13 protein-coding genes and 1 pseudogene are annotated in these 18,923 nt (G+C 64.1%); 7 read left to right on the plus strand and 7 right to left on the minus strand.

What is annotated here, in order from left to right:
* Positions 1–20 precede the first annotated feature (20 nt).
* From LPA36_RS02025 to LPA36_RS02040, 4 genes and pseudogenes are all read right to left on the minus strand, one after another.
* Entirely contained in the window at positions 21–1,670 is a 1,650-nt protein-coding gene (locus LPA36_RS02025; RefSeq protein ID WP_228874475.1) for a PQQ-binding-like beta-propeller repeat protein, read from the minus strand.
* 104 nt (positions 1,671–1,774) lie between these two features.
* Positions 1,775–2,935 (minus strand): annotated as a pseudogene (locus tag LPA36_RS02030) (MFS transporter); the annotation flags it as partial.
* A 55-nt stretch (positions 2,936–2,990) separates the two neighbouring features.
* Entirely contained in the window at positions 2,991–4,172 is a 1,182-nt protein-coding gene (locus LPA36_RS02035; protein WP_228874477.1) for an MFS transporter, read from the minus strand.
* Positions 4,173–4,382: 210 nt separating this feature from the next.
* Positions 4,383–5,177, minus strand: a complete 795-nt coding sequence (locus LPA36_RS02040; RefSeq protein WP_228874478.1) for a crotonase/enoyl-CoA hydratase family protein — start codon at positions 5,175–5,177, stop codon at positions 4,383–4,385.
* A 194-nt stretch (positions 5,178–5,371) separates the two neighbouring features.
* Between LPA36_RS02040 and LPA36_RS02045 the strand changes: the two genes are divergently transcribed.
* Positions 5,372–5,962 carry a plasmid fertility inhibition factor family protein gene (locus tag LPA36_RS02045; protein ID WP_228874869.1) on the plus strand — a complete coding sequence of 197 codons (591 nt, stop codon included), beginning with the start codon at positions 5,372–5,374 and terminating at the stop codon, positions 5,960–5,962.
* On the opposite strand, the gene LPA36_RS02050 is transcribed toward LPA36_RS02045, so the two are convergent.
* The gene (locus LPA36_RS02050) at positions 5,959–6,963 is read right to left on the minus strand and encodes a 2-hydroxyacid dehydrogenase (protein ID WP_228874479.1); all 1,005 of its coding nucleotides are present in this window, start codon (positions 6,961–6,963) and stop codon (positions 5,959–5,961) included. The two genes, LPA36_RS02045 and LPA36_RS02050, sit on opposite strands and share 4 nt — an antisense overlap.
* Positions 6,964–7,076: 113 nt before the next feature.
* A complete protein-coding gene (locus tag LPA36_RS02055; RefSeq protein WP_228874480.1) occupies positions 7,077–8,099 on the minus strand; it encodes a LysR family transcriptional regulator in 1,023 nt (340 codons plus the stop codon).
* On the opposite strand from LPA36_RS02055, the gene LPA36_RS02060 reads away from it, so the two are divergent.
* The 5 genes from LPA36_RS02060 to LPA36_RS02080 all read left to right on the plus strand — a co-directional run bounded on the left by LPA36_RS02060 (position 8,098) and on the right by LPA36_RS02080 (position 15,730).
* On the plus strand, positions 8,098–8,334 hold the full coding sequence (locus LPA36_RS02060; protein WP_228874481.1) for a hypothetical protein: 237 nt from the start codon (positions 8,098–8,100) through the stop codon (positions 8,332–8,334). The genes LPA36_RS02055 and LPA36_RS02060 overlap by 2 nt on opposite strands.
* Before the next feature lie 319 nt (positions 8,335–8,653).
* Entirely contained in the window at positions 8,654–10,336 is a 1,683-nt protein-coding gene (gene aspT, locus LPA36_RS02065; RefSeq protein ID WP_228874482.1) for an aspartate-alanine antiporter, read from the plus strand.
* Positions 10,337–10,532: 196 nt separating this feature from the next.
* Positions 10,533–12,218 carry an aspartate-alanine antiporter gene (gene aspT, locus LPA36_RS02070; RefSeq protein WP_228874483.1) on the plus strand — a complete coding sequence of 562 codons (1,686 nt, stop codon included), beginning with the start codon at positions 10,533–10,535 and terminating at the stop codon, positions 12,216–12,218.
* A 159-nt stretch (positions 12,219–12,377) separates the two neighbouring features.
* Positions 12,378–14,036 carry a bifunctional aspartate transaminase/aspartate 4-decarboxylase gene (locus LPA36_RS02075; RefSeq protein WP_228874484.1) on the plus strand — a complete coding sequence of 553 codons (1,659 nt, stop codon included), beginning with the start codon at positions 12,378–12,380 and terminating at the stop codon, positions 14,034–14,036.
* A gap of 470 nt (positions 14,037–14,506) precedes the next feature.
* Positions 14,507–15,730, plus strand: a complete 1,224-nt coding sequence (locus LPA36_RS02080; protein WP_228874485.1) for a pyridoxal-phosphate-dependent aminotransferase family protein — start codon at positions 14,507–14,509, stop codon at positions 15,728–15,730.
* Positions 15,731–15,808: 78 nt separating this feature from the next.
* Here the strand turns inward: LPA36_RS02080 and LPA36_RS02085 are convergent, their stop codons facing one another.
* Positions 15,809–17,020, minus strand: a complete 1,212-nt coding sequence (locus tag LPA36_RS02085) for an MFS transporter (RefSeq protein ID WP_228874486.1) — start codon at positions 17,018–17,020, stop codon at positions 15,809–15,811.
* A 387-nt stretch (positions 17,021–17,407) separates the two neighbouring features.
* On the opposite strand from LPA36_RS02085, the gene xdhA reads away from it, so the two are divergent.
* Positions 17,408–18,919 carry a xanthine dehydrogenase small subunit gene (xdhA, locus tag LPA36_RS02090; RefSeq protein ID WP_228874487.1) on the plus strand — a complete coding sequence of 504 codons (1,512 nt, stop codon included), beginning with the start codon at positions 17,408–17,410 and terminating at the stop codon, positions 18,917–18,919.
* The last annotated feature ends 4 nt before the right edge of the window (positions 18,920–18,923 follow it).

Raw genomic sequence — 18,923 nt, forward strand, 5'->3', positions numbered from 1 at the left:
GCCGCCCGCCGCCCGCGCCATCAGCTTTTCGGCAGCAGTCCGAAGACGGCGACACCGTTCGTCGTGCCGACATAGACCTTGCCGTTCGCGATCATCGGCGTGACGAACTTGTTGCCCGCACCGAACTGGTCGCGGGTGCCTTTCTGGTTGCTGTTGTACAGCTCGTTCGCGAGATTGCCGGCGTCGAACGCGTGCAGTACCGCGATGGTGCCGTTCTCGATCGCCCAGACAATGCCGCCCGCGCTGCCGTTCGCCGATATGCCCGGCGTCGCGCCGGGGAACGGGAACGTCGTGGCACTCTGGCTCGAAGGCGTCGTCGAAAGCCGTGCGTTCGTAATGGTGAACGCCTTGAGCCGGTCGCCGAACGCGTTGATGTACACCGTGTTGCCAAAGTACGCGGGCATGCTGAATACGCCGCCCTGCAACTGTCCGGTGACCTGCTGCTCGATGTTGTTTGCCGTCGGACTGTATTTGCCCATCGCGTCCCGGTTCACCACGTAGATCGACTCGTCCTTGCCCGCGCCAAGCGCAAGGTGATGCACCGCGCCGTTCGCGTCCTTGAGATCGGGAAGCACGAGCGCGCCGCCCGAGCCAAAATCCTCGTCGCGCGCCGATTCGTCGATCGTGCTGGAGATGGCGAAATAGTCCGCGACGGAGAGGCCATTCGCGGTGCCGAGCCTGATAAACGCGTTGCCGAAGTCGCCGTTCGCCGGGAAGCCGTTGGCATCGAGCGTCGCATCGAATGTGCCGTTGGCGTCCAGCAGAAAGATGGACGCGCCATCGGAAGCGAGGCCCGCGCCGCTCATCCAGACGGATCCGCCAGAGCCGTTCGGCGTGAGACTCAGGACGGTGGTCTGCCTGAGCGTGTCGGCGCTGTAACCCATCATCCAGCCGCCGTACACGCCCTGATCGCAGTGCGATGTCCAGGCGGTGTGCACCACGCCGTTCAGCAACAGCAACGATGCACGTTCGGCATATTGTTTCGGGTCGAACACGACGCGTCCGTTCGAACTGTTCGCACCGCTGCCGGGATACGAGGCGGCAACCTCGGTCGGTCCGCCGAAAAGCCCGGCGCCTGTCGTGAGGTCCAGTGCATACACCCGCTGGTGATAGACGCCCGCGCCATCTTTCGACATCGCGACGGTGTACAGCGCGCCGTGCGGACCGCGCGTGCGGTCGATGACGGGTGTCGCCGTGATGCCGATCTCAGGTGTGATCTGGCCGCAACCGTGATCGTCACTGGGGGATTCGCCAGCTGGCAGCACCGACACTTTCCACAATTGCGTTCCATCGTCCGCATCGAACGCATAGATGCTCGCGTGTTCGGTCACGACGAAAAGCACGTTGTGCGTGCCGCCCGCAATGGCGAGCGAGGAGATGAGAAGCGGCTCGGCGTCGACCTTGCCGTCGACGGGATAGAAGCCGATCTTGCCGAACGAAGCCGCATTGACGTTCGCTGGCGTGAGGATCGTTTCGCTGAGGTTTTGACCGGTGCGTGCGATGTCGTTGTGATAGGTCGCGACGTCGACAGCGACGGGTTGCGGCGCCGGGCCGCCCGCTCCTCCACGCGACGTGTCCGAGCCGCCCTTGCAGGCCGGCGTCGCGACGATGCAAAGCGGCAGGCAGTAACGTAGCAGGCGCGAGCGTAGCAGGCTGGACAGGCACGTCATGGGCGTTCTCCCATCGCACGGAACCGTCGCGGGACGAAACGACCGTGTCTGGCAATTATCGCGCTAAAGATTCCCAGGCCGCTGACGCCCGCGTGACCGACGCCTTACTGCGCCGACGCCAGCCCCGCGCGCCGCTTCTCCCACAGCGCGGCGCCGAGAAACGCGAGCGCGCTCACCAGCAGTACGCCGACCACCGCGTCGTTTCCAATGCCCTTCATCAACGCGCCCGCAACCAGCGGGCCGCCGAAGCTCGCCGCGCTCCACGATGCGCCGACGAGCGAGCTTGCCGACACCAGCGCCGCGCCGCGAAACCGCTCGCCGCACGCCACCAGCGACAACGTGTAGATCGCGCCCGCCGCCGCGCCGAGCACATAGAGCAGCGGCCAGCACAGCCACGGCGACGCGACCGCCCACGGCAGCGCCGGCAGCAGCATCACGACGACCACCGCGCAGCCAATATGCACGCGCTCGCGGCCGAGCCGGTCGGCGAGCCAGCCGATCGGAAACTGCATCGTCGTGTCGCCGAGCAGCAGCGCGGACGCGAACAGCACGGCGACCTCGCTCGACACGCCGTGCGCCATCGCGAAGAGCGGCATCAGCGAAAGCGCGATCGTGTCGAAGAGCGCGAAGAAACCCGTGCCGATCACGAGCGCGGGCATTTGCGGCAGCACGTGTTGCCAGCTGTCGTGCGGTTCGTCCTCACCACCCGTGTGCGGCGTCACGCGGATCGTGGCGAGCATCGGCAGCGCGGTCAGAAAGATCGCGCCGCACAGCAGGAACCGCCATGCATCGAGGTGCGCAATCTGGCTCACCAGCACCGGGCCGGCCATCTGGAACAGCGTGAAATTCGTCGCGTAAATCGCGATGACGCGACCGCGCGAGGCGTCGTCGGCGAGCTGGTTGACCCACGCTTCGCCGATCGTGAAGAGCAGCATCAGCGCCGCGCCGCACAGCACGCGCAGCAGCGCCCAGACGTACAGGTTCGCGGTGAGCTGCATCAGTGCAGTCGCGACGGCTACGATGATCACGGTGCCGACTATCACCTGCCGGCCGCCGAAGCGCGCCGCGACCCAGCCGGCGAACGGCACGACGACGAGACCGCCGCCAGCCTGCGCGGCCGTCAGCAGGCCGACGACATCGGTGCCGTAGCCAGCCTGCGTCAGTGCGATAGCGGTGAGCGGGAGCGTGGCGCCGGTGCCGAGCCCGACCACGGCGACGCTCAGAATGAGCGCGAGAAAATCGCGCGTAAAGATAGCCTTCATCGGGCCAGATGCTACTACAGCGGGTTCAGCCGGTTCGCGCGTGCGGCACGTGCTGCGCTCACACCGCGCCGGCCGAACCCGGCAGCGCGACGCGCTGTGCGCGCTGTTCGAGCCGCACCGACCACAGCGTCAGCGCAAGCGCGCCACTCACCATCGCAACGCCGACCCACGGCAGCGACGTCAACGGCACACCCGCGCCGATCGCCATGCCGCCGAGCCACGCGCCCGTTGCGTTGCCGAGGTTGAACGCGCCCTGATTGAGCGTCGAAGCGAGGTTCGGCGCGGCGCTTGCGCGGTCGACGATCAGGATCTGCAGCGGCGGCACGATCGCGAAAGCGAGCACGCCCCAGACGAAAATCGTGATCATCGCGGGAATGGCCAGATGCATCGTGCCGGCGAACACGGTCAGCACGACGCCGAGCGCGAGCAGGAACGCAACCAGCGAAGGCATCAGTCGCCAGTCCGCGAGCTTGCCGCCGAGCGTGCTGCCGACTGTCAGCCCGAGCCCGAACAGCAACAGCACGAGCGTGACGTTATGCGGCGTGAAGCCGGTGACGTCCTCGAGAATCGGCGTGATGTACGTGAACACGGCGAAGAGGCTCGCCGAAGCCAGCACGCTGATGCCCATCACCATCAGCACCTGCGGATTCTTCAGCACGCTGAATTCGTGGATGAGGCTCGCCTTCTGCATTTCGATTTTCGCGGGCAGGCAGACGGCAAGCGCCGCAGCAGCCAGCACACCGATGCCGGTGACAGCCCAGAACGTGGCGCGCCAGCCGACCGCCTGGCCCAGGGCCGTGCCGAGCGGCACGCCGAGCACGTTGGCGAGCGTCAAGCCGGTGAACATCAGCGCGATGGCCTGCGCGCGCCGGTTCGGCGCGACGAGACCCGCCGCGACCACCGAGCCGATGCCGAAGAACGCGCCATGACAGAACGCGGTCACGATGCGCGCGGCCATCAGGACGCCGTAGCCCGGGGCAACCGCACACAGCAGGTTGCCGACGATAAATACGCCGATCAGGCTCATCAGCGCCTTCTTGCGCGGCATGTTCGCGACCGCGATGGCGACGATCGGCGCGCCGATCGTCACGCCGAGCGCGTAAGCCGACACGAGCATGCCGGCGGCCGGAATCGACACGGACAGGTCGCGCGCGACATCGGGCAGGAGGCCCATGATGACGAACTCGGTGGTACCGATTCCAAAAGCGGCGACGGCAAGGGCAAGCAGAGGTAAGGGCATGATGAGGAGCTTCGGCGCGACAGGCAGGGCGGGCGCGCGGCTTCGGGGCGAAGGGCGCAGGCGACAGCCAGGGGAAATCAGTAGGGGATTGTACCTAAGCTGGTAATTGCCCGCTGTAGACCGGATGGCCTGTTGTTTTTGGCGCAAATAGTCATTTGGTGACCCGTCGCGCCGGGCCGAAAGGAATATCGGCGTGCGATATTCCCGTGGCTAGACAGTATCGCCATGGCGCCCGGCGCCATTCGCAAAACGCGCCACGCCGGCAATGCCCTGTTCGAAAACAGCGGCATAGCCGCCCGCGCCTTCACGGCGCAACGCTTCGGCGAGCGGTTCGAGCAGACTGTTTTCCAGCGCCGAGCGCCGGTCGGCAAGGAGCGCCGCCTGCGGAAACGCGGCCAGTTGGGTGGCGAGCGACTCGGCCGTCGCGCGCGCCGTGCCTTCGGGCACCACGCGGTTGGCAAGGCCGAAAGCGAGCGCTTCGTGTGCATCGATTGCGCGGCCGGTCAGGATCAGGTCGAGCGCGCGCGAAAGTCCGATGAGACGCGGCAGCCGGATCGAGCCACCGTCGATCAGCGGAATGCCGACGCGCCGGCAGAACACGCCGAGCACCGCACTTTCCTCGACGACGCGCAGATCGCACATCGCGGCCAGTTCCAGGCCGCCCGCGACGGCGTATCCTGAAACGGCCGCGATCACCGGTTTCGTGAACGCCATGCGCGTCGGGCCCATCGGCCCCGGGCCGCTGCCGTCGGCGTGCAGTTCGTTGCGGCGGTTTTCGTCGGCGAGCGCACTCAGGTCGGCGCCCGCGCAGAACGAGCCGCCCGCGCCGAACAGCACGGCCGCGTGCCACGCGGGATTCGTCTCGAAGCGCAGGAACGCGGCGCTGAGCGCGTCGGCGACCGGACGGTCGACGGCATTGCGGCGCGCCGGCCGGTCGAGCACCACGGTGGCGATCGCACCGGCCGCCTCGATGCGGACGTGTTCGCCGAAGGTTTCGGTTGTCATGCCGGTTCTCCGCGTTGTCTGGCTGGAAGTCTGGAGAGCGAAAGGGATAGCGGGAAAGCGATGCGGCATGACGATGCGCGACGCGACGTGCAGGGGCCGTCGTGCGACTGTCACGCCATTTTCATCAAGTCGACGTAGCGTAAGCCACCTTTTTAACGTGCCGGTTGCGTGAGCGCCGGCGTCTCGAGCCCGTACTGTCAGTGTCCATCTCATTGCCCGCATCGAATCTCGTGCCTTCGCCGGCTGAGCCGTTCTGGATCGTCACGCTGACCAGCCATCCGCATTACGGCCATGTCCGGGTGAAGCGCGTCTTCACCGCCGATGGCGCGCGCCATCAGGTCGTGCTGGTTGACCCGCAGCGGCTCCTCACCTGTGCCGATCGCGACAACACCGACTATGTCCTGCGGCCCGTCAACGAATGGCACCCCGGAAAGGTGCGGGGCATCCGCGAATTCCTCGACCCTTCAAACGCACGCATACCCGAGATGCCGTACGTAACCGTATGCACACGCCGCGCACGCGGACTCGCGGGTTTGCTCGGCCTCGAAAAGGAAGGCGTGGTCGCGTTTCGCAACGGCCAGCATCGCGCGCGCTACCTGGCGGCGGCGGGCGCGCGCTGCTTTCCGGTCGAGGTGCACGAGCGCGAGGCTGCGCTGCTGCACCAGATGTGCGGGGCCTCCGAAGAAGCCCGCGCCGCAATCGAAGCCGCCACGCTGGAAGCTGTGACGGCCGCAGCCGCAGCCACCGCTGCCAGCCCGGGCGCGCCGGAACAGGCGCGCGCCTAGCCGGACTTCGCGCCTTGCACGACGTTGCGCGGCTTGCCTTCGATCCATGCCTTGACGTTGCCGAGCGTGGTGTCGGCGATTTCGTTCATCGCTTCGCGCGTGAAGAACGCCTGGTGCGCGGTCACGATCACGTTCGGGAACATCAAAAGACGCGCGAGCACATCGTCGAGGAGCGGCAGGTTCGAGTGATCCTCGAAGAAGAGTCCGCCTTCTTCCTCGTAGACGTCGAGCCCGAGGTGGCCGAGCTGGCCGCTTTTCAGCGCGCCGACGAGCGCGTTGCTTTCCACAAGTCCGCCCCGGCCGGTATTGATCAGCATCGCACCGAACTTCATCTTCTCGAGCGCGCGGCCATCGATCAGGTGATACGTCGCGGGCAGCAGCGGGCAGTGCAGGCTCACCACATCCGATTCGCCGAGCAGCGTGTCGAGCGGCACGTACCGCGCGCCGAGCGCGAGCAGGTCCTCTGCGGGCGTGCCGGGATCATAGGCAAGCACGTGCATGCCGAAGCCCGCCATGATGCGGCCGAACACGCGCCCGATCGTGCCGGTGCCGATCACGCCGACCGTCTTGCCATGCAGATCGAAACCGAGCAGCCCATGCAGCGAGAAATCGCCTTCACGCGTGCGCGCGACGGCGCGCGGCAGACGCCGGTTCAACGCCAGAATCAGCCCGACGGCGTGCTCCGCAACCGCATACGGCGAATAGGCCGGCACCCGCACGACGGGAATCCCCAGCTTCGAGGCCTCGGCCAGATCGACATGATTGAAACCGGCCGAGCGCAAGGCGATGAGCTTCGTGCCGCCGGCGTGCAGCGCCTGCAGCACGGCGGCATCGACGGAATCGTTGACGAACGGGCAGACGATCTCGTAACCCCTCGCCAGAATGGCCGTCTCGGCGTCGAGGTGCGATTCCTGGAAATGGACATCGAAGTCGTAAGCGGGCTTCGCTTCGGTGAACGTGTCGACGTCGTACTGACGGCTGCTAAAGAGGATCATGCGCATGCGATTCTCCCTGTGCCTCATGTGAGTCAGGCCGGCGCGGACGGACGCACGGAGTGGCGCGTCGGGTCCGGGGAATCCGGCAGTCCGGGGTCGTCCCGGAAATAGCCAGCCAACTATACGCCCGGAACTTCGTGCAGATTCGTGAGCATCGAATCGGGCGGCGCGAGCGTCGATGCAGGCAGGCCGTTCATGGCTGGAGCAGCGCCCGCAGTTGCCGCAGCGCCATTCCCGGCGGACTCGCCGTGGCCGAAATGTTCGAGCGTGTAATCGATGAAAGCGCGGGTCTTCGCCGACAGATACTGGCGGCTCGGATACACGATCGATACCTTCACCTCCGGATCGTCCACCGTGTAACCCGGCACGACGCGGCGCAGCGTGCCGGCGGCGAAATCGTCGGCGACCAGTTGCGATGGCAGGATCGCGATGCCCATTCCAGCGAGCGCCGCGAGCCGCACCATCAGCGCGCTGTTGACCGTATAGGCGGGTTGCAGCGTGACCTGTTCCGTATGCCCCCGCGCATCCGCAAAGTGCCATGTCGGGCTGCGCTGCTCGGAGGGCAGCGCAACAAACGCGTGTTTCATGAGTTCCGCGGGCCGCGCCGGTTCGCCGTGCTCCTCAAGATAGCCGGGCGACGCGCACGTCACGAGCGCATTCGTGCCGATCGGACGCTCGATGAGTTCCGTGCTCGACACCATGAACGCCGTCACGATGCCGACGTCGTAGCCGTCCTCGACAAGATCGACATGGCGCTCGGCGAGCGTCAGGCGGATGCGCACCTTCGGATAGAGCTTGCGATAGCCGTTCAGGAGCGGCGTGAGCGACAGCAGCGACAGCGCGCCCGAAGCCACGATCCGTAACGTGCCGCTCGGCTCGCGCTCGGTATGGGCGACCGTGTTTTCCAGATGATCGAGATCTTCGAGCACGCCGCGGCAGCCTTCCAGGTAACGGGTGCCGGCTTCGGTCAGGGAAAGATTGCGCGTCGTGCGGTTGATGAGCCGGGTTTGCAGATGCGCTTCGAGCATGGCGATCGAGCGCGTGACGAGGGCATTCGAGACGTCGAGCTGCTGGGCGGCGCGGCGAAAACTCTGGGTTTCGGCGACTCTCACGAAAACACGCATGGCATGAATCTGGTTCATGGCATCAAGCCTCGTATTGGCACAGCAAAGCCGTGCGGAGTTGGCCATACTGCGGCGCTGTGGCATGGGCCGGTTTTCAGAATCACCGGCCCGCAGAAAAAATCCGTCGCTAAAAAATCATATTGACAGTTTCGGAGAATTACAATATTTAGTTAAAAAGGCGACAACGTTTCGCTTCGTAAAAGAGTCTATATGTTGCTGTGCGGAAAAAGAAAGCGTCGTTGATTTTCTGTAATCCGCAATACATTAAAATCCGGCTTTACCGGGCGGCTGGTGGTTTTCCGGGTAGCTGGACAACTTCACGAGGAAACGATGTCTGCCATTCACTTCATGCAGCCTTCGCCTGCAACCATCAAGCGCGCCGCATGGTCGTCCCGGGCCGCGCGTGTCATTGAAATGCAATAAACGCCAGATCGAATGTCGTTCGTCAAATTCCTGAACCAGGAACAGTTGACGGTCGCGTGCAGGTTGTTGCAATCCATGTTTAAGCATGTTTATTTTAGGATTTTTTAAGGTTTTTCATTAATTAAACCTGTAAACCGGCGAAAAACCACATGATTGGTGAATTGCTCAAGGCTCAACCCGAGATCGCCTTGTTTGCGAGTCTCGCGCTTGGATACTTCATTGGCTCGTTCAAGCTCGGGCCGATCCAGCTGGGCGGTGTGTGCGGCACATTGATCGTGTCGTTGCTGCTCGGTCAGACGGGTGCCCGCATTGCTCCGGATCTGAAAAACATCGCGTTCGCACTCTTCATCTTCGCGCTCGGTTTTACCGGCGGCCCGCAGTTCTTCGCCAATATCGGGCGGGGCTGGCGGTATGGATTGCTGTCGGTGGTCGAAATCGTCTCCGTGGTGGTGCTGATCATGATCGCGGTCGTGCTGCTCGGACTCGATCCGGGCACGGCTTCCGGCCTGCTCGCGGGTGCGGCGACGGAATCCGCGGTGATCGGCACGGCCTCGGAAGCCATCTCGAAACTGGGTCTCGGCGACGCGGAAACGACGCGTCTGCAGGCCAATATCGTGACCGCGTACAGCGTCAGCTACCTGTTTGGCCTGATCACCATCGTGCTCTTCACCAGCCAGTTCGCGCCGCTTCTGCTGCGCGTCAACCTGCGCGAGGAGGCCGAGCGCGTGTGGCGCAAGCTCGGCGGCAGCGGCGCGCTCGACGAAGGCCAGCGGCTCGCCGCGCCGCCGCTCGTCGGCCGGGCATTCAAGGTGGTCGGTGCGGCGGGCGTTACGGTCGGCGCGCTCGAGTTGCAGTACGGCGGCAACCTGACTGTCGAGCAGGTGGAACGCGGCGGCGCCACGCTGCCGCTCGAGCCGCAGCTGACGCTCGCAGCCGGCGATCTCGTGCTGGTGGTCGGCCGGCGCGCGGCGCTCGTCGAAGCGTCGCCCCATATCGGCGACGAAGTCGGCGGCGAACAGGTCGGCCCGGTGATGGGCGAGCGCGTCGATGTCGTGCTGACATTGCGCGAGGCGCACGGCCTGACGATTTCGCAGATACGGGAGCGGGCGAGCCCGGAAGAAGGGCGCGGCGTCTATATCGCCGCCGTCACGCGGCTCGAAACGACGGTGCCCGCGTTGCCGAACACGGAGCTGAATCGCGGCGACGTGCTGACGCTGGTCGGCACGAAGACGGATGTTGCACGAGGCGCGAAGCGGCTCGGCTACGTCCTCGTGGCGACGCAGAAGACCGACTTCGTCTATCTCGGCCTCGGCGTGCTCGTGGGGATGGCGATCGGGCATCTGGGCGGCCGGATCGGCGGCGTGTCGATCGCGCTTGGCACCGGCGGCGGATGCCTGCTGTCCGGCCTGCTGTTCGGCTGGATCCGTTCGCACTATCCGCTGGTCGGCTCGCTGCCCTCGGCCGCCGCGCAGATTCTCAAGGACTTTGGCCTCGCGACGTTCATCGCCGCGGTCGGCCTGTCGGCCGGGCCCGACGCGATCCGGCTCGTCCATCAGTACGGGATTGCGCTGCCGGTTGCCGGCATTCTGATGGTGCTGATTCCCGGGCTGCTTTCGCTGTGGATCGGGCGCGTCTTCCTCAAACTCGAAACACCGATGCTGCTCGGCGCGATCGCGGGCCAGCAATGCAGCACGCCCGCGATCAGCGCGCTCGTCGGCGTGACCGGCAATTCGACGCCGGTAATCGGCTACACGATCACCTATGCTTTGTCGAACATCCTGCTGCCGCTGCTCGGACCGCTCGTCGTCGGGCTGTCGGGCAAGTTCGGCTGAGGCGGCTACCTGCTTCCGTCCGGTACGCCGGCAGGCACGCCGCAAGGAAAGTTTCACGCAATATGCATCACCGGCATCGCGCAGAGCAAAGGCGCCGCGAGGCGCCGGCAGCGGGACAGAGACGCGGCAGCCAGCGCGCGGAGCAAGGGGACCAGTAACGTCAGGCAATAACGGGACTAACTAACCTGAGGACACGATGGACTGGCTACATCACATCTTTCAAAAGTCACCTGAAATCGCGTTGTTTCTTTCATTGGCGGCCGGTTACCTGATTGGCCAGATCAAGTTCGGTAAGTTCCAGCTCGGGGGCGTCGGCGGTTCGCTGCTGGCGGCGGTCGTGATCAGCCAGGCCGGTGTCACGATCGACAACGGCGTGAAGTCGGTGATGTTCGCCGTCTTCATCTATGCGGTCGGCTACGACTCGGGTCCGCAGTTCTTCAACTCGCTCAACCGCAAGACCCTGCGTGAGATCGCGATGGCGCTGTTTCTCGCGGTGTCGGCGCTCGTCACGGTCGTCGTCTGCGCGAAGATCTTCGGTTTGAACAAGGGGCTGGCCGCCGGGCTTGCGGGCGGCGCGCTCACGCAGTCGGCGATCATCGGCACGGCCGGCGATGCGATCGCGCGTCTCGGGCTGCCGGCCGACGAGGTGAAATCGTTGCAGTCGGATGTGGCGATTGCCTATGCTGTGACTTATGTATTTGGCTCGCTCGGGGCGATCATCGTCTGCGTGAACATTCTGCCGAAGTTCATGGGCCAGAGCCTGCGCGACGCGTCGATCGATGCGGAAAAGGCGCTCGCGGGCGACACGGTTGTGCGTGGGCCAGGGCAGCTTTCGGCGTTGCCCGAGCTGGTTGGACGCGCGTATCGCGTCGGGCCGGCGGCGGGCAGGCAGATCGCCGAACTCGAGCTGAGCCAGAACGACACGATCACGATCGAACGCATCCGGCGCGCGGGCAAGGCGATCGAGCCGCGGCCCGACATCGTGCTGCAGAAGGACGATTTCGTGCTGATCGTCGGGCGCCGGGAAGGCATGGTCGACATCGCGCCGCTGATCGGCACCGAGGTTGCCGATGCCGACGGCATGAGCCTCGTGATGCAGACGCGTCAGGGCGTGTTCACGCGTAAGGGCATGAATCACACGACGATCGCCGCCGTACGCACGACCGTCGATCGCGACATGCGTCATGGCGTGTTCGTCGAGGGCGCGACGCGTGCCGGCCAGCCGCTGCCGATCCTGCCGGAGACGAAGCTGGAACACGGCGACGTCATCACGTTCTACGGTTCGCCGAAGGACACCAAACGCGCCGTCGACGCAGCCGGCTACGAGCTGCCCTACAGCATCAAGACCGACTTCATCTATATGGGTGTCGGTCTGGTGCTGGGTCTGCTGATCGGCCTGATCGTGGTGCGGATGGGCGGCATTCCGCTCACGCTCGGTTCGGGCGGCGGGTGCCTGCTGGCCGGGCTGCTGTTCGGCTGGATGCGTGGCAAGCATCCCATGTATGGCGTGATGCCTTCTGCGGCATCGCGCCTGCTGCAGGACTTCGGGCTTGCCGCGTTCGTGGCGGTCGTCGGCCTGAATTCCGGGTTGCAGGCGGTGGTGACGGTCAAGCAGAGCGGCATGACGATCTTCCTGCTCGGCGTGTTCGTCACGCTGTTCCCGCTGTTGTTGACGATGCTCTTTGGTCGGTATGTGCTTCGCTATAACAATGCCGCGCTCCTTGCCGGCGCGCTGTCCGGATCGCGCAGTGCGAATCCGGCGTTCGGCGGCGTCCTCGACAAGGCAGAAAGCGCGGTCCCCACCGTGCCGTTCGCGATCACGTATGCGATTGCGAACGTGTTGCTGACGTTGCTTGGGCCGCTCGTCGTCGGGCTTGTCTAGCGGCTTTTCGAGAATGTTGATGGATGCATTGATACCACGACGAACCTGAATCCGGATGAGATGCACGACGGTACTCAGCTTCGTCTTCTGTCTCGCGCCGGGGGCGCCCGAAACTGCGCAAGCCCGGTGATTTACATCTGGTCCAACGGAGAACGCATCATGGCAAAAGGAAAAAGCGGCAATGGCGACAAGGACAAGGCCGGTCTCGCCGCACTCAGCCCGTTCGAGCTGAAGGATGAACTGATCAAGGCCGCGGGCGGCGGCGCGGTCGCGCGCCCGGCCAATGCGTCGATGCTCAACGCCGGGCGCGGCAACCCGAACTTTCTTGCGACGATTCCGCGCCATGGCTTCTGGCAGCTGGGTCTCTTCGCGATGCGCGAGTCGGAGCGCTCGTTCGCGTACATGCCGGAAGGCGTCGGCGGCTTTCCGAAGCGGGAGGGGCTGACCGAGCGCTTCGAGCTCTTCGTGCGTGAGAACAAGGGCGTGCCGGGCATTTCGTTTCTGGCGGGCGCCGTGTCGTATGTGCGCGACCAGCTCGGCCTGAGCGCGGGCGACTTCCTGTACGAAATGTGCGAAGGCATTCTCGCGTCGAACTATCCGGTGCCCGACCGGATGCTGAAGCTGTCGGAACTCATCGTCGGGCAGTATCTGCGCCGCGAGATGATCGGCGAGCATCCGTTCGTGGGCGAATTCGATGTCTTCGCGGTGGAAGGCGGCACCGCCGCGATGACGTACATCTTCAACACGATGCGCGAGAACCACCTGATCAAGCCCGGCGACACGATTGCGCTGGGCATGCCGATCTTTACGCCGTACATCGAGATTCCGCGGCTGAACGATTACCAGCTGAACGTGGTGAATCTGAATGCGGCCGTCGAGAACAACTGGCAGTACTCGAAGAAGGAGCTCGACAAGCTGCGCGATCCGAAGGTGAAGGCGTTCTTCCTCGTGAATCCGAGCAACCCGCCTTCGGTGCGGATCAACGATGAAAGCCTCGAATATATCGCCGAGATCGTCAAGGAACGCCCGGACCTGATCCTGCTGACCGACGATGTGTACGGCACGTTCGCCGACAATTTCGTTTCGCTGTTTGCGCTCGCGCCGAAGAACACGATTCTCGTGTACTCGTACTCGAAGTACTTTGGCGCAACCGGCTGGCGGCTCGGCACGATCGCGACGCACCGCGACAACGTGCTCGACCGGCTGATCGGCGAACTGCCGAAGGAAGCGAAGAAGGAACTGCATCATCGTTACGAGTCGATCACGACGGAGCCGGACAAGCTGAAGTTCATCGACCGGCTGGTTGCCGACAGCCGCACGGTGGCGCTGAATCACACGGCGGGGTTGTCGACGCCGCAGCAGGTGCAGATGGTGCTGTTCTCGCTGTTCTCGCTGATGGATACGCCCGATGCGTACAAGAACGCGCTGAAGCGGCTGATTCGCAGCCGGAAGAAGGCGCTCTTCGAAGAGATCGGTTTGACGTTCCCCGACGATGACGAGAATCAGGTCGATTACTACACGATTCTCGATATGGAGTATCTCGGCGAGCGGGCGTTCGGGCGGGAGTTCGTCGACTGGCTGCTCAAGAATACTGAACCGCAGGAGTTGCTGTTCCGGCTCGCCGCCGATGCGCGCGTTGTGTTGTTGCCCGGGCTCGGGTTTGGGACCGCGCATCCTTCCGGGCGCGTTTCCCTCGCTAACCTCAATGAATCCGATTATCGGGCGATTGGACGTGCCGTCCGGAAGCTTATCGAAGAGTATGTCGAGCGGTTTAATTCGGCTACCGGGAAGAAGCTCGACAAGAGCAAGGTTAAGTGAGGGTTTTCTTGGCCTTTCCTTGATTTCGTGTCGGTGTATTAGTGTCGCCCCTGTGCGGGGCGGCACTTACTTTTCTTTGTCCCCCAAGGGGACTTCCTTCGGGGCGTCTTGCCAAAGAAAAGTAAGCAAAAGAAAGGCGCTTCGATAACTCGTCCTTTCCCAGTGTGTCATCTTCGGGGAATGGCAACCCGTGAGATGGCGCCCTCGCTTTTCCCGTCGCGCTGGTCCGCGCGCGATCTGTTCCCCCGCACAGTTCCCCCTGTGGTACAGCAGTCATTCAACCGGCTTGGCGCTCGCGCCTCGCCGTGCGGTCCCGTTCGGGTGGTCTCTCTCGTTGCTTTTGGGGCATCGTCTGGCTGCTACAAAACCAACGAACCTCTTGCGTAAAGCACCATTCCGGTGAATGATCAAAAACCCGTCGCAGCACTAACCGCACAGCAGCCAGCTTCAGCTGAACGCCAGAGAACAGAATGTCGACCCTCATCCCTTGCCCCACCGTCGAATCCCTCGACGCAATCCTCCCCGAAGAACCCCTCCTGATGATGGGCGCCGGCCCAGTCCCCATTCCGGCCGCCGTCGCCAAGGCGAATACGATCGTCATCAACCATCTCGGCGCAACCATGGTCAAGGTCATCGGCCAGGTCAAGACCATGGCCCGCTATGTCTTCCAGACCAACTCGAAATGGGTGCTGGGCGTCGCAGGCCCAGGATCGGCCGCAATGGAAATGGCCATCTCCAACCTCGCCTGGAACGGCACCCGCGTACTTGCCATCAAGAACGGCTTCTTCAGCGAGCGGATGGCAGAAATGGGGCGCCGTGTCGGTGCCAACGTCTCCATGCTCGATGTCCCCGACGGTGAAGTCGCCAGCCTCGAACAGGTCGCAGACGCCATGCGCCGCGAACGCCCGGAAATCGTCACGATCGTCCAGGGCGAAACGTCCAACACGGTCTGGAATCATCACCTCAAAGACATCGCCGCACTCGCGAAAGCGGCCGGCGCGCTCGTCATCGTCGATGCGGTCTGTACGCTCAGCACCATGCCGCTCGAAATGGACGCGTGGGGCATCGATGCCGTCATCACGGGCGGCCAGAAAGGCCTTTCGTCGATTCCCGGTGTGTCGCTGATCGCGTTTTCGGACGCGGCATGGGCGCGTGTCAAAGGTCGCACCCAGTCGAACGCGCACTGGTGTCTCGACGCGTCGCTCGCCGAAAACTTCTGGCATAACGCGGGCTATCACTACACGGCCCCGGTCTCGGGCGTGCTCGCGCTTCATGAGGCGCTCCGGCTCGTCTGCGCGGAAACGCTCGAAAAGCGCTTCGCGCGTCACCTGAAATGCTCAGTCGCGCTGCAGGAAGGCGTCACGTCGATGGGCCTCAAGCTCTATGCGCCACCAGCCTGCCGTCTGAATTCGGTCGTCGGTATCGAAGTACCCAGCGGCCTGAACCCAGGTGACATCTGCGGTCACATCTCGCGCCAGCATCAGGTCGAAATCTCCGGCTCGTTCGGCCTGCCGATCGTGCGCATCGGGCAAATGGGCGAGCAGTGCCGCGAACACAATCTGTTCCGTACGCTGCACGCGCTCGGCCGCACGATGGTCGATCTCGGTGTCGCCATCGATCTGCCAGCAGGTGTCGCCGCCCTGGAAAAGTCGCTGTCGAACGGATCGCGTATCGCGGCCCGCGCCGCGGCGTAAACGCAAAAGAGCCCGCAGCTGATGTACTCAGCCGCGGGCTCTTTGTGTCCGTCGCGCGATGTCGACGCCAGCGTGGATCTATAGCGCGGCCGGTGCGCCCGAAATGCGCGTGTGCCGCAGATACAGCATCATCGAAAGCGCAACTGCCGCAGCCGAAGCAATCGCCGCAAACAGAAACACCGACGCGTACCCAAACTCGCCCGCGATATAGCCCGCAAGCGGCCCGGTTATCCCCAGCGACAGATCCAGAAACACCGAATACGCGGAAAGCGCCGCACCGCGGCTTGCCGGCGGCACGAGTGCGACCGCCTCGACACCCAGCGCCGGAAACACAAGCGCGAAGCCGAAGCCGGTGAGCGCGGCGCCGGCCAGCGCGAAATGCGGCTCGGGCGCGAGCCACAGCATCAGCAGACCGGCACACTCGAACGCGAACGACACAATCGCCACGCGAAAACCACCGTACGTGCGGATCGTGTTCGCAAACAGCAGACGCGAGCCGACGAAGAGCGTGCCAAACACGGTCAGCGAAAGCGCCGCGTTCGGCCAGTGGCGTGCCGCGTAAAAGAGCGTGATGAACGTGGCAATCGAACCAAAACCGGCCGACCCCAGCGCGAGCCCGAGTCCGTGCGGCAACACGCGCGTGAACACGCTGCGATACGACATGCGCTCGCCATGCACGACCGGCACCGGCGCGATCGGCCGGGCAAGGTAGAAGCCGAGCGCCGCCAGCGCGACCACGACAAACCCGAGCGCTTCGAATCCGACCGCATGCACGATCGCCACGCCAAGCGGCGCGCCAATGGCGAGCGCGCCATAAGTCGCAATGCCGTTCCACGAAATCACGCGCGCGTTGTTCGCCGTGCCGACACGTCCGATGCCCCACAGGATCGCGCCCGTGCCGCACAGGCTTTCGCCGCACCCCAGCACGAGACGGCTGATCACGAGCAGGCCGAGGCTGAGCGCCGGCCAGCGGCCGCACAGCACCGCCGCGAGCAGCAGCACGCCGCTCACGCCGCAACCAATCAGGCCGAAAGTGACGGTCTTCTTCGGGCCGAGCGTATCGGCAGAACGACCGGCAAGCGGCCGCGAGGCGAGCGTCGCGAAGTACTGCACGCTGATCGCCAGACCCGCGAGGATCGCGCTGTACCCGAGGTCGTCATGGACATAACCCGGCAGCACGGCAAGCGGAATGCCGATCGTCAGGTAGCAAAGAAACGTAAAAAAGACGACCGGAATGATCTGGAGCGTGGTCGCAAATTCACTGCGGGATGAGGCAGAGTCGGCGGACATGGGGAAAACGATACTTGAAAACGGCAGGAAGCCGTGATTTTCCCATGGAATGGAATGTTCTGCAGGATTTGCTTAATATTTTCCGGCATTGGAAAACGGTGTCGAATGAAAAAAGATCGAATCAGGTAACCAGTTTTTATCCCTATTCGCGGCTAAGGCAGGCCAGAGCACGCGAAGGCAACTCCAGCAAGACGGCATAAACTGGAAAAATACGGCATAACAGACAAGCCAATATAAGCACCCGCGGTAAATCCCTGAGTGATTTATCGCCGCAACGATATGTCCCGCATGCGATTGCCGCTATGGGTTGTGAATATTGATGATGTTAGTTTTCGAGACATCAACTGCACGACCGTCCCCACGGGCGCAGAGAAACAGGAAAGAGACATGAGCCAGCCGATCCGCTTTTATCACCGCAACGCGATTCGCGAAGTGAGCGACGCGCCCGTCACCCGCACCGTCCTGCAATACCTGCGCGAAGACGCGCATTGCACGGGCACGAAGGAAGGCTGTGCCGAAGGCGACTGCGGCGCGTGCACGGTGGTCATCGGCGAGCGCAACGAAGCGGGCGGCGTCGACTTCAAGTCCGTCAACGCGTGCATCCAGTTTCTGCCGACGCTCGATGGCCGTGCGCTTTTCACGGTCGAAGATCTGCGTCAGCCGGACGGCTCCCTGCATCCGGTGCAACAGGCGATGGTCGACTGCCACGGCTCGCAGTGCGGCTTCTGCACGCCGGGGTTCGTGATGTCGATGTGGTCGCTGTATGAAAAGCACGGCCACGAGCATTCCTGTGCGAACAAAACCGTGCCGTCGCGCACGGATATCAACAACGCGTTGACGGGCAACCTGTGCCGCTGCACGGGCTACCGTCCGATCATCGACGCCGCGGTGCAGATGTTCGATGCGCCGCCGCCGAAAGCGCCGGTCGACATCGCCGCGCTGTCGCGCACGCTGGCGACGCTCGAGCGCACCGACACGTTCCACTATGAACACGCGGGCCAGCAGTTCGACGCGCCGCGCACGCTCGAGGCGCTCGCCGCGATCAAGGCCGCGCAACCGGCGACGCGCATTCTGGCGGGCAGCACGGACATCGGTCTGTGGGTCACGAAGCTGATGCGCGATCTCGGCAACATCGTCTACGTCGGGCAGATCGAGGCGCTCCAGCACGTCGAAACCTCCGGCGACTGGATCAGCATCGGCGCGGGCGTGACGGTCGAGCGCGCGTACGCCGAACTCGCGAAGCACTATCCGGAGCTGACGGAAATGTGGAAGCGTTTTGCTTCCCTGCCGATCCGCAACGCGGGCACGCTCGGCGGCAACATCGCGAACGGCTCGCCGATCGGCGACTCGATGCCAGGCCTGATCGCGCTCGGCGCGCGCGTCGTGCTGCGCGGCAACGACATCGAGCGTGAATTGCCGCTCGAAGACCTGTACCTCGCGTATCAGAAGAAGGACATGGCGGAGCACGAGTTCGTCGTTGGCCTGAAGGTGCCGACGCGCACCGGCCGCCGCGCTAACCTGCAGTTCCGCACGTACAAGATTTCGAAACGCTTCGACTCGGATATTTCCGCCGTGTGCGCGGCGTTCTCGTTCATCGCCGATGGCGAGACGGTGCGCGAGCCGCGCATTGCGTTCGGCGGCATGGCCGCGACGCCGAAGCGCGCGACGCACGCCGAAGCCGTGCTGAACGACGCCGTCTGGCACGAAGCGACCGCGCAGGCCGCGATGATCGCGCTCGGCAACGACTATGCGCCGCTGTCCGACATGCGCGCCACCGACGGCTACCGCCTCGAAGCCGCGAAGAACACGCTGTATCGCTTCTGGCTGGAAACGCGTCCGAACGATCCGCTGCCGAAGGAAGCGCTCGACGTCCGCGCAGTTGAAGCCGCCGGCGCGTAACGAA

The sequence above is a fragment of the Paraburkholderia saeva genome (assembly GCF_907164555.1).
Lineage (GTDB): Bacteria > Pseudomonadota > Gammaproteobacteria > Burkholderiales > Burkholderiaceae > Paraburkholderia > Paraburkholderia saeva.

Excerpts from the sequence above, each read along its gene's own strand:
- LPA36_RS02055 (WP_228874480.1), bottom strand. The coding sequence starts at position 8,099 with ATGAACCAGATTCATGCCATGCGTGTTTTCGTGAGAGTCGCCGAAACC.
- aspT (WP_228874483.1), top strand. The coding sequence starts at position 10,533 with ATGGACTGGCTACATCACATCTTTCAAAAGTCACCTGAAATCGCGTTG.
- LPA36_RS02040 (WP_228874478.1), bottom strand. The coding sequence starts at position 5,177 with ATGACAACCGAAACCTTCGGCGAACACGTCCGCATCGAGGCGGCCGGT.
- aspT (WP_228874482.1), top strand. The coding sequence starts at position 8,654 with ATGATTGGTGAATTGCTCAAGGCTCAACCCGAGATCGCCTTGTTTGCG.
- LPA36_RS02035 (WP_228874477.1), bottom strand. The coding sequence starts at position 4,172 with ATGCCCTTACCTCTGCTTGCCCTTGCCGTCGCCGCTTTTGGAATCGGT.
- xdhA (WP_228874487.1), top strand. The coding sequence starts at position 17,408 with ATGAGCCAGCCGATCCGCTTTTATCACCGCAACGCGATTCGCGAAGTG.
- LPA36_RS02060 (WP_228874481.1), top strand. The coding sequence starts at position 8,098 with ATGGCATCAAGCCTCGTATTGGCACAGCAAAGCCGTGCGGAGTTGGCC.
- LPA36_RS02050 (WP_228874479.1), bottom strand. The coding sequence starts at position 6,963 with ATGCGCATGATCCTCTTTAGCAGCCGTCAGTACGACGTCGACACGTTC.
- LPA36_RS02085 (WP_228874486.1), bottom strand. The coding sequence starts at position 17,020 with ATGTCCGCCGACTCTGCCTCATCCCGCAGTGAATTTGCGACCACGCTC.
- LPA36_RS02080 (WP_228874485.1), top strand. The coding sequence starts at position 14,507 with ATGTCGACCCTCATCCCTTGCCCCACCGTCGAATCCCTCGACGCAATC.
- LPA36_RS02075 (WP_228874484.1), top strand. The coding sequence starts at position 12,378 with ATGGCAAAAGGAAAAAGCGGCAATGGCGACAAGGACAAGGCCGGTCTC.
- LPA36_RS02025 (WP_228874475.1), bottom strand. The coding sequence starts at position 1,670 with ATGACGTGCCTGTCCAGCCTGCTACGCTCGCGCCTGCTACGTTACTGC.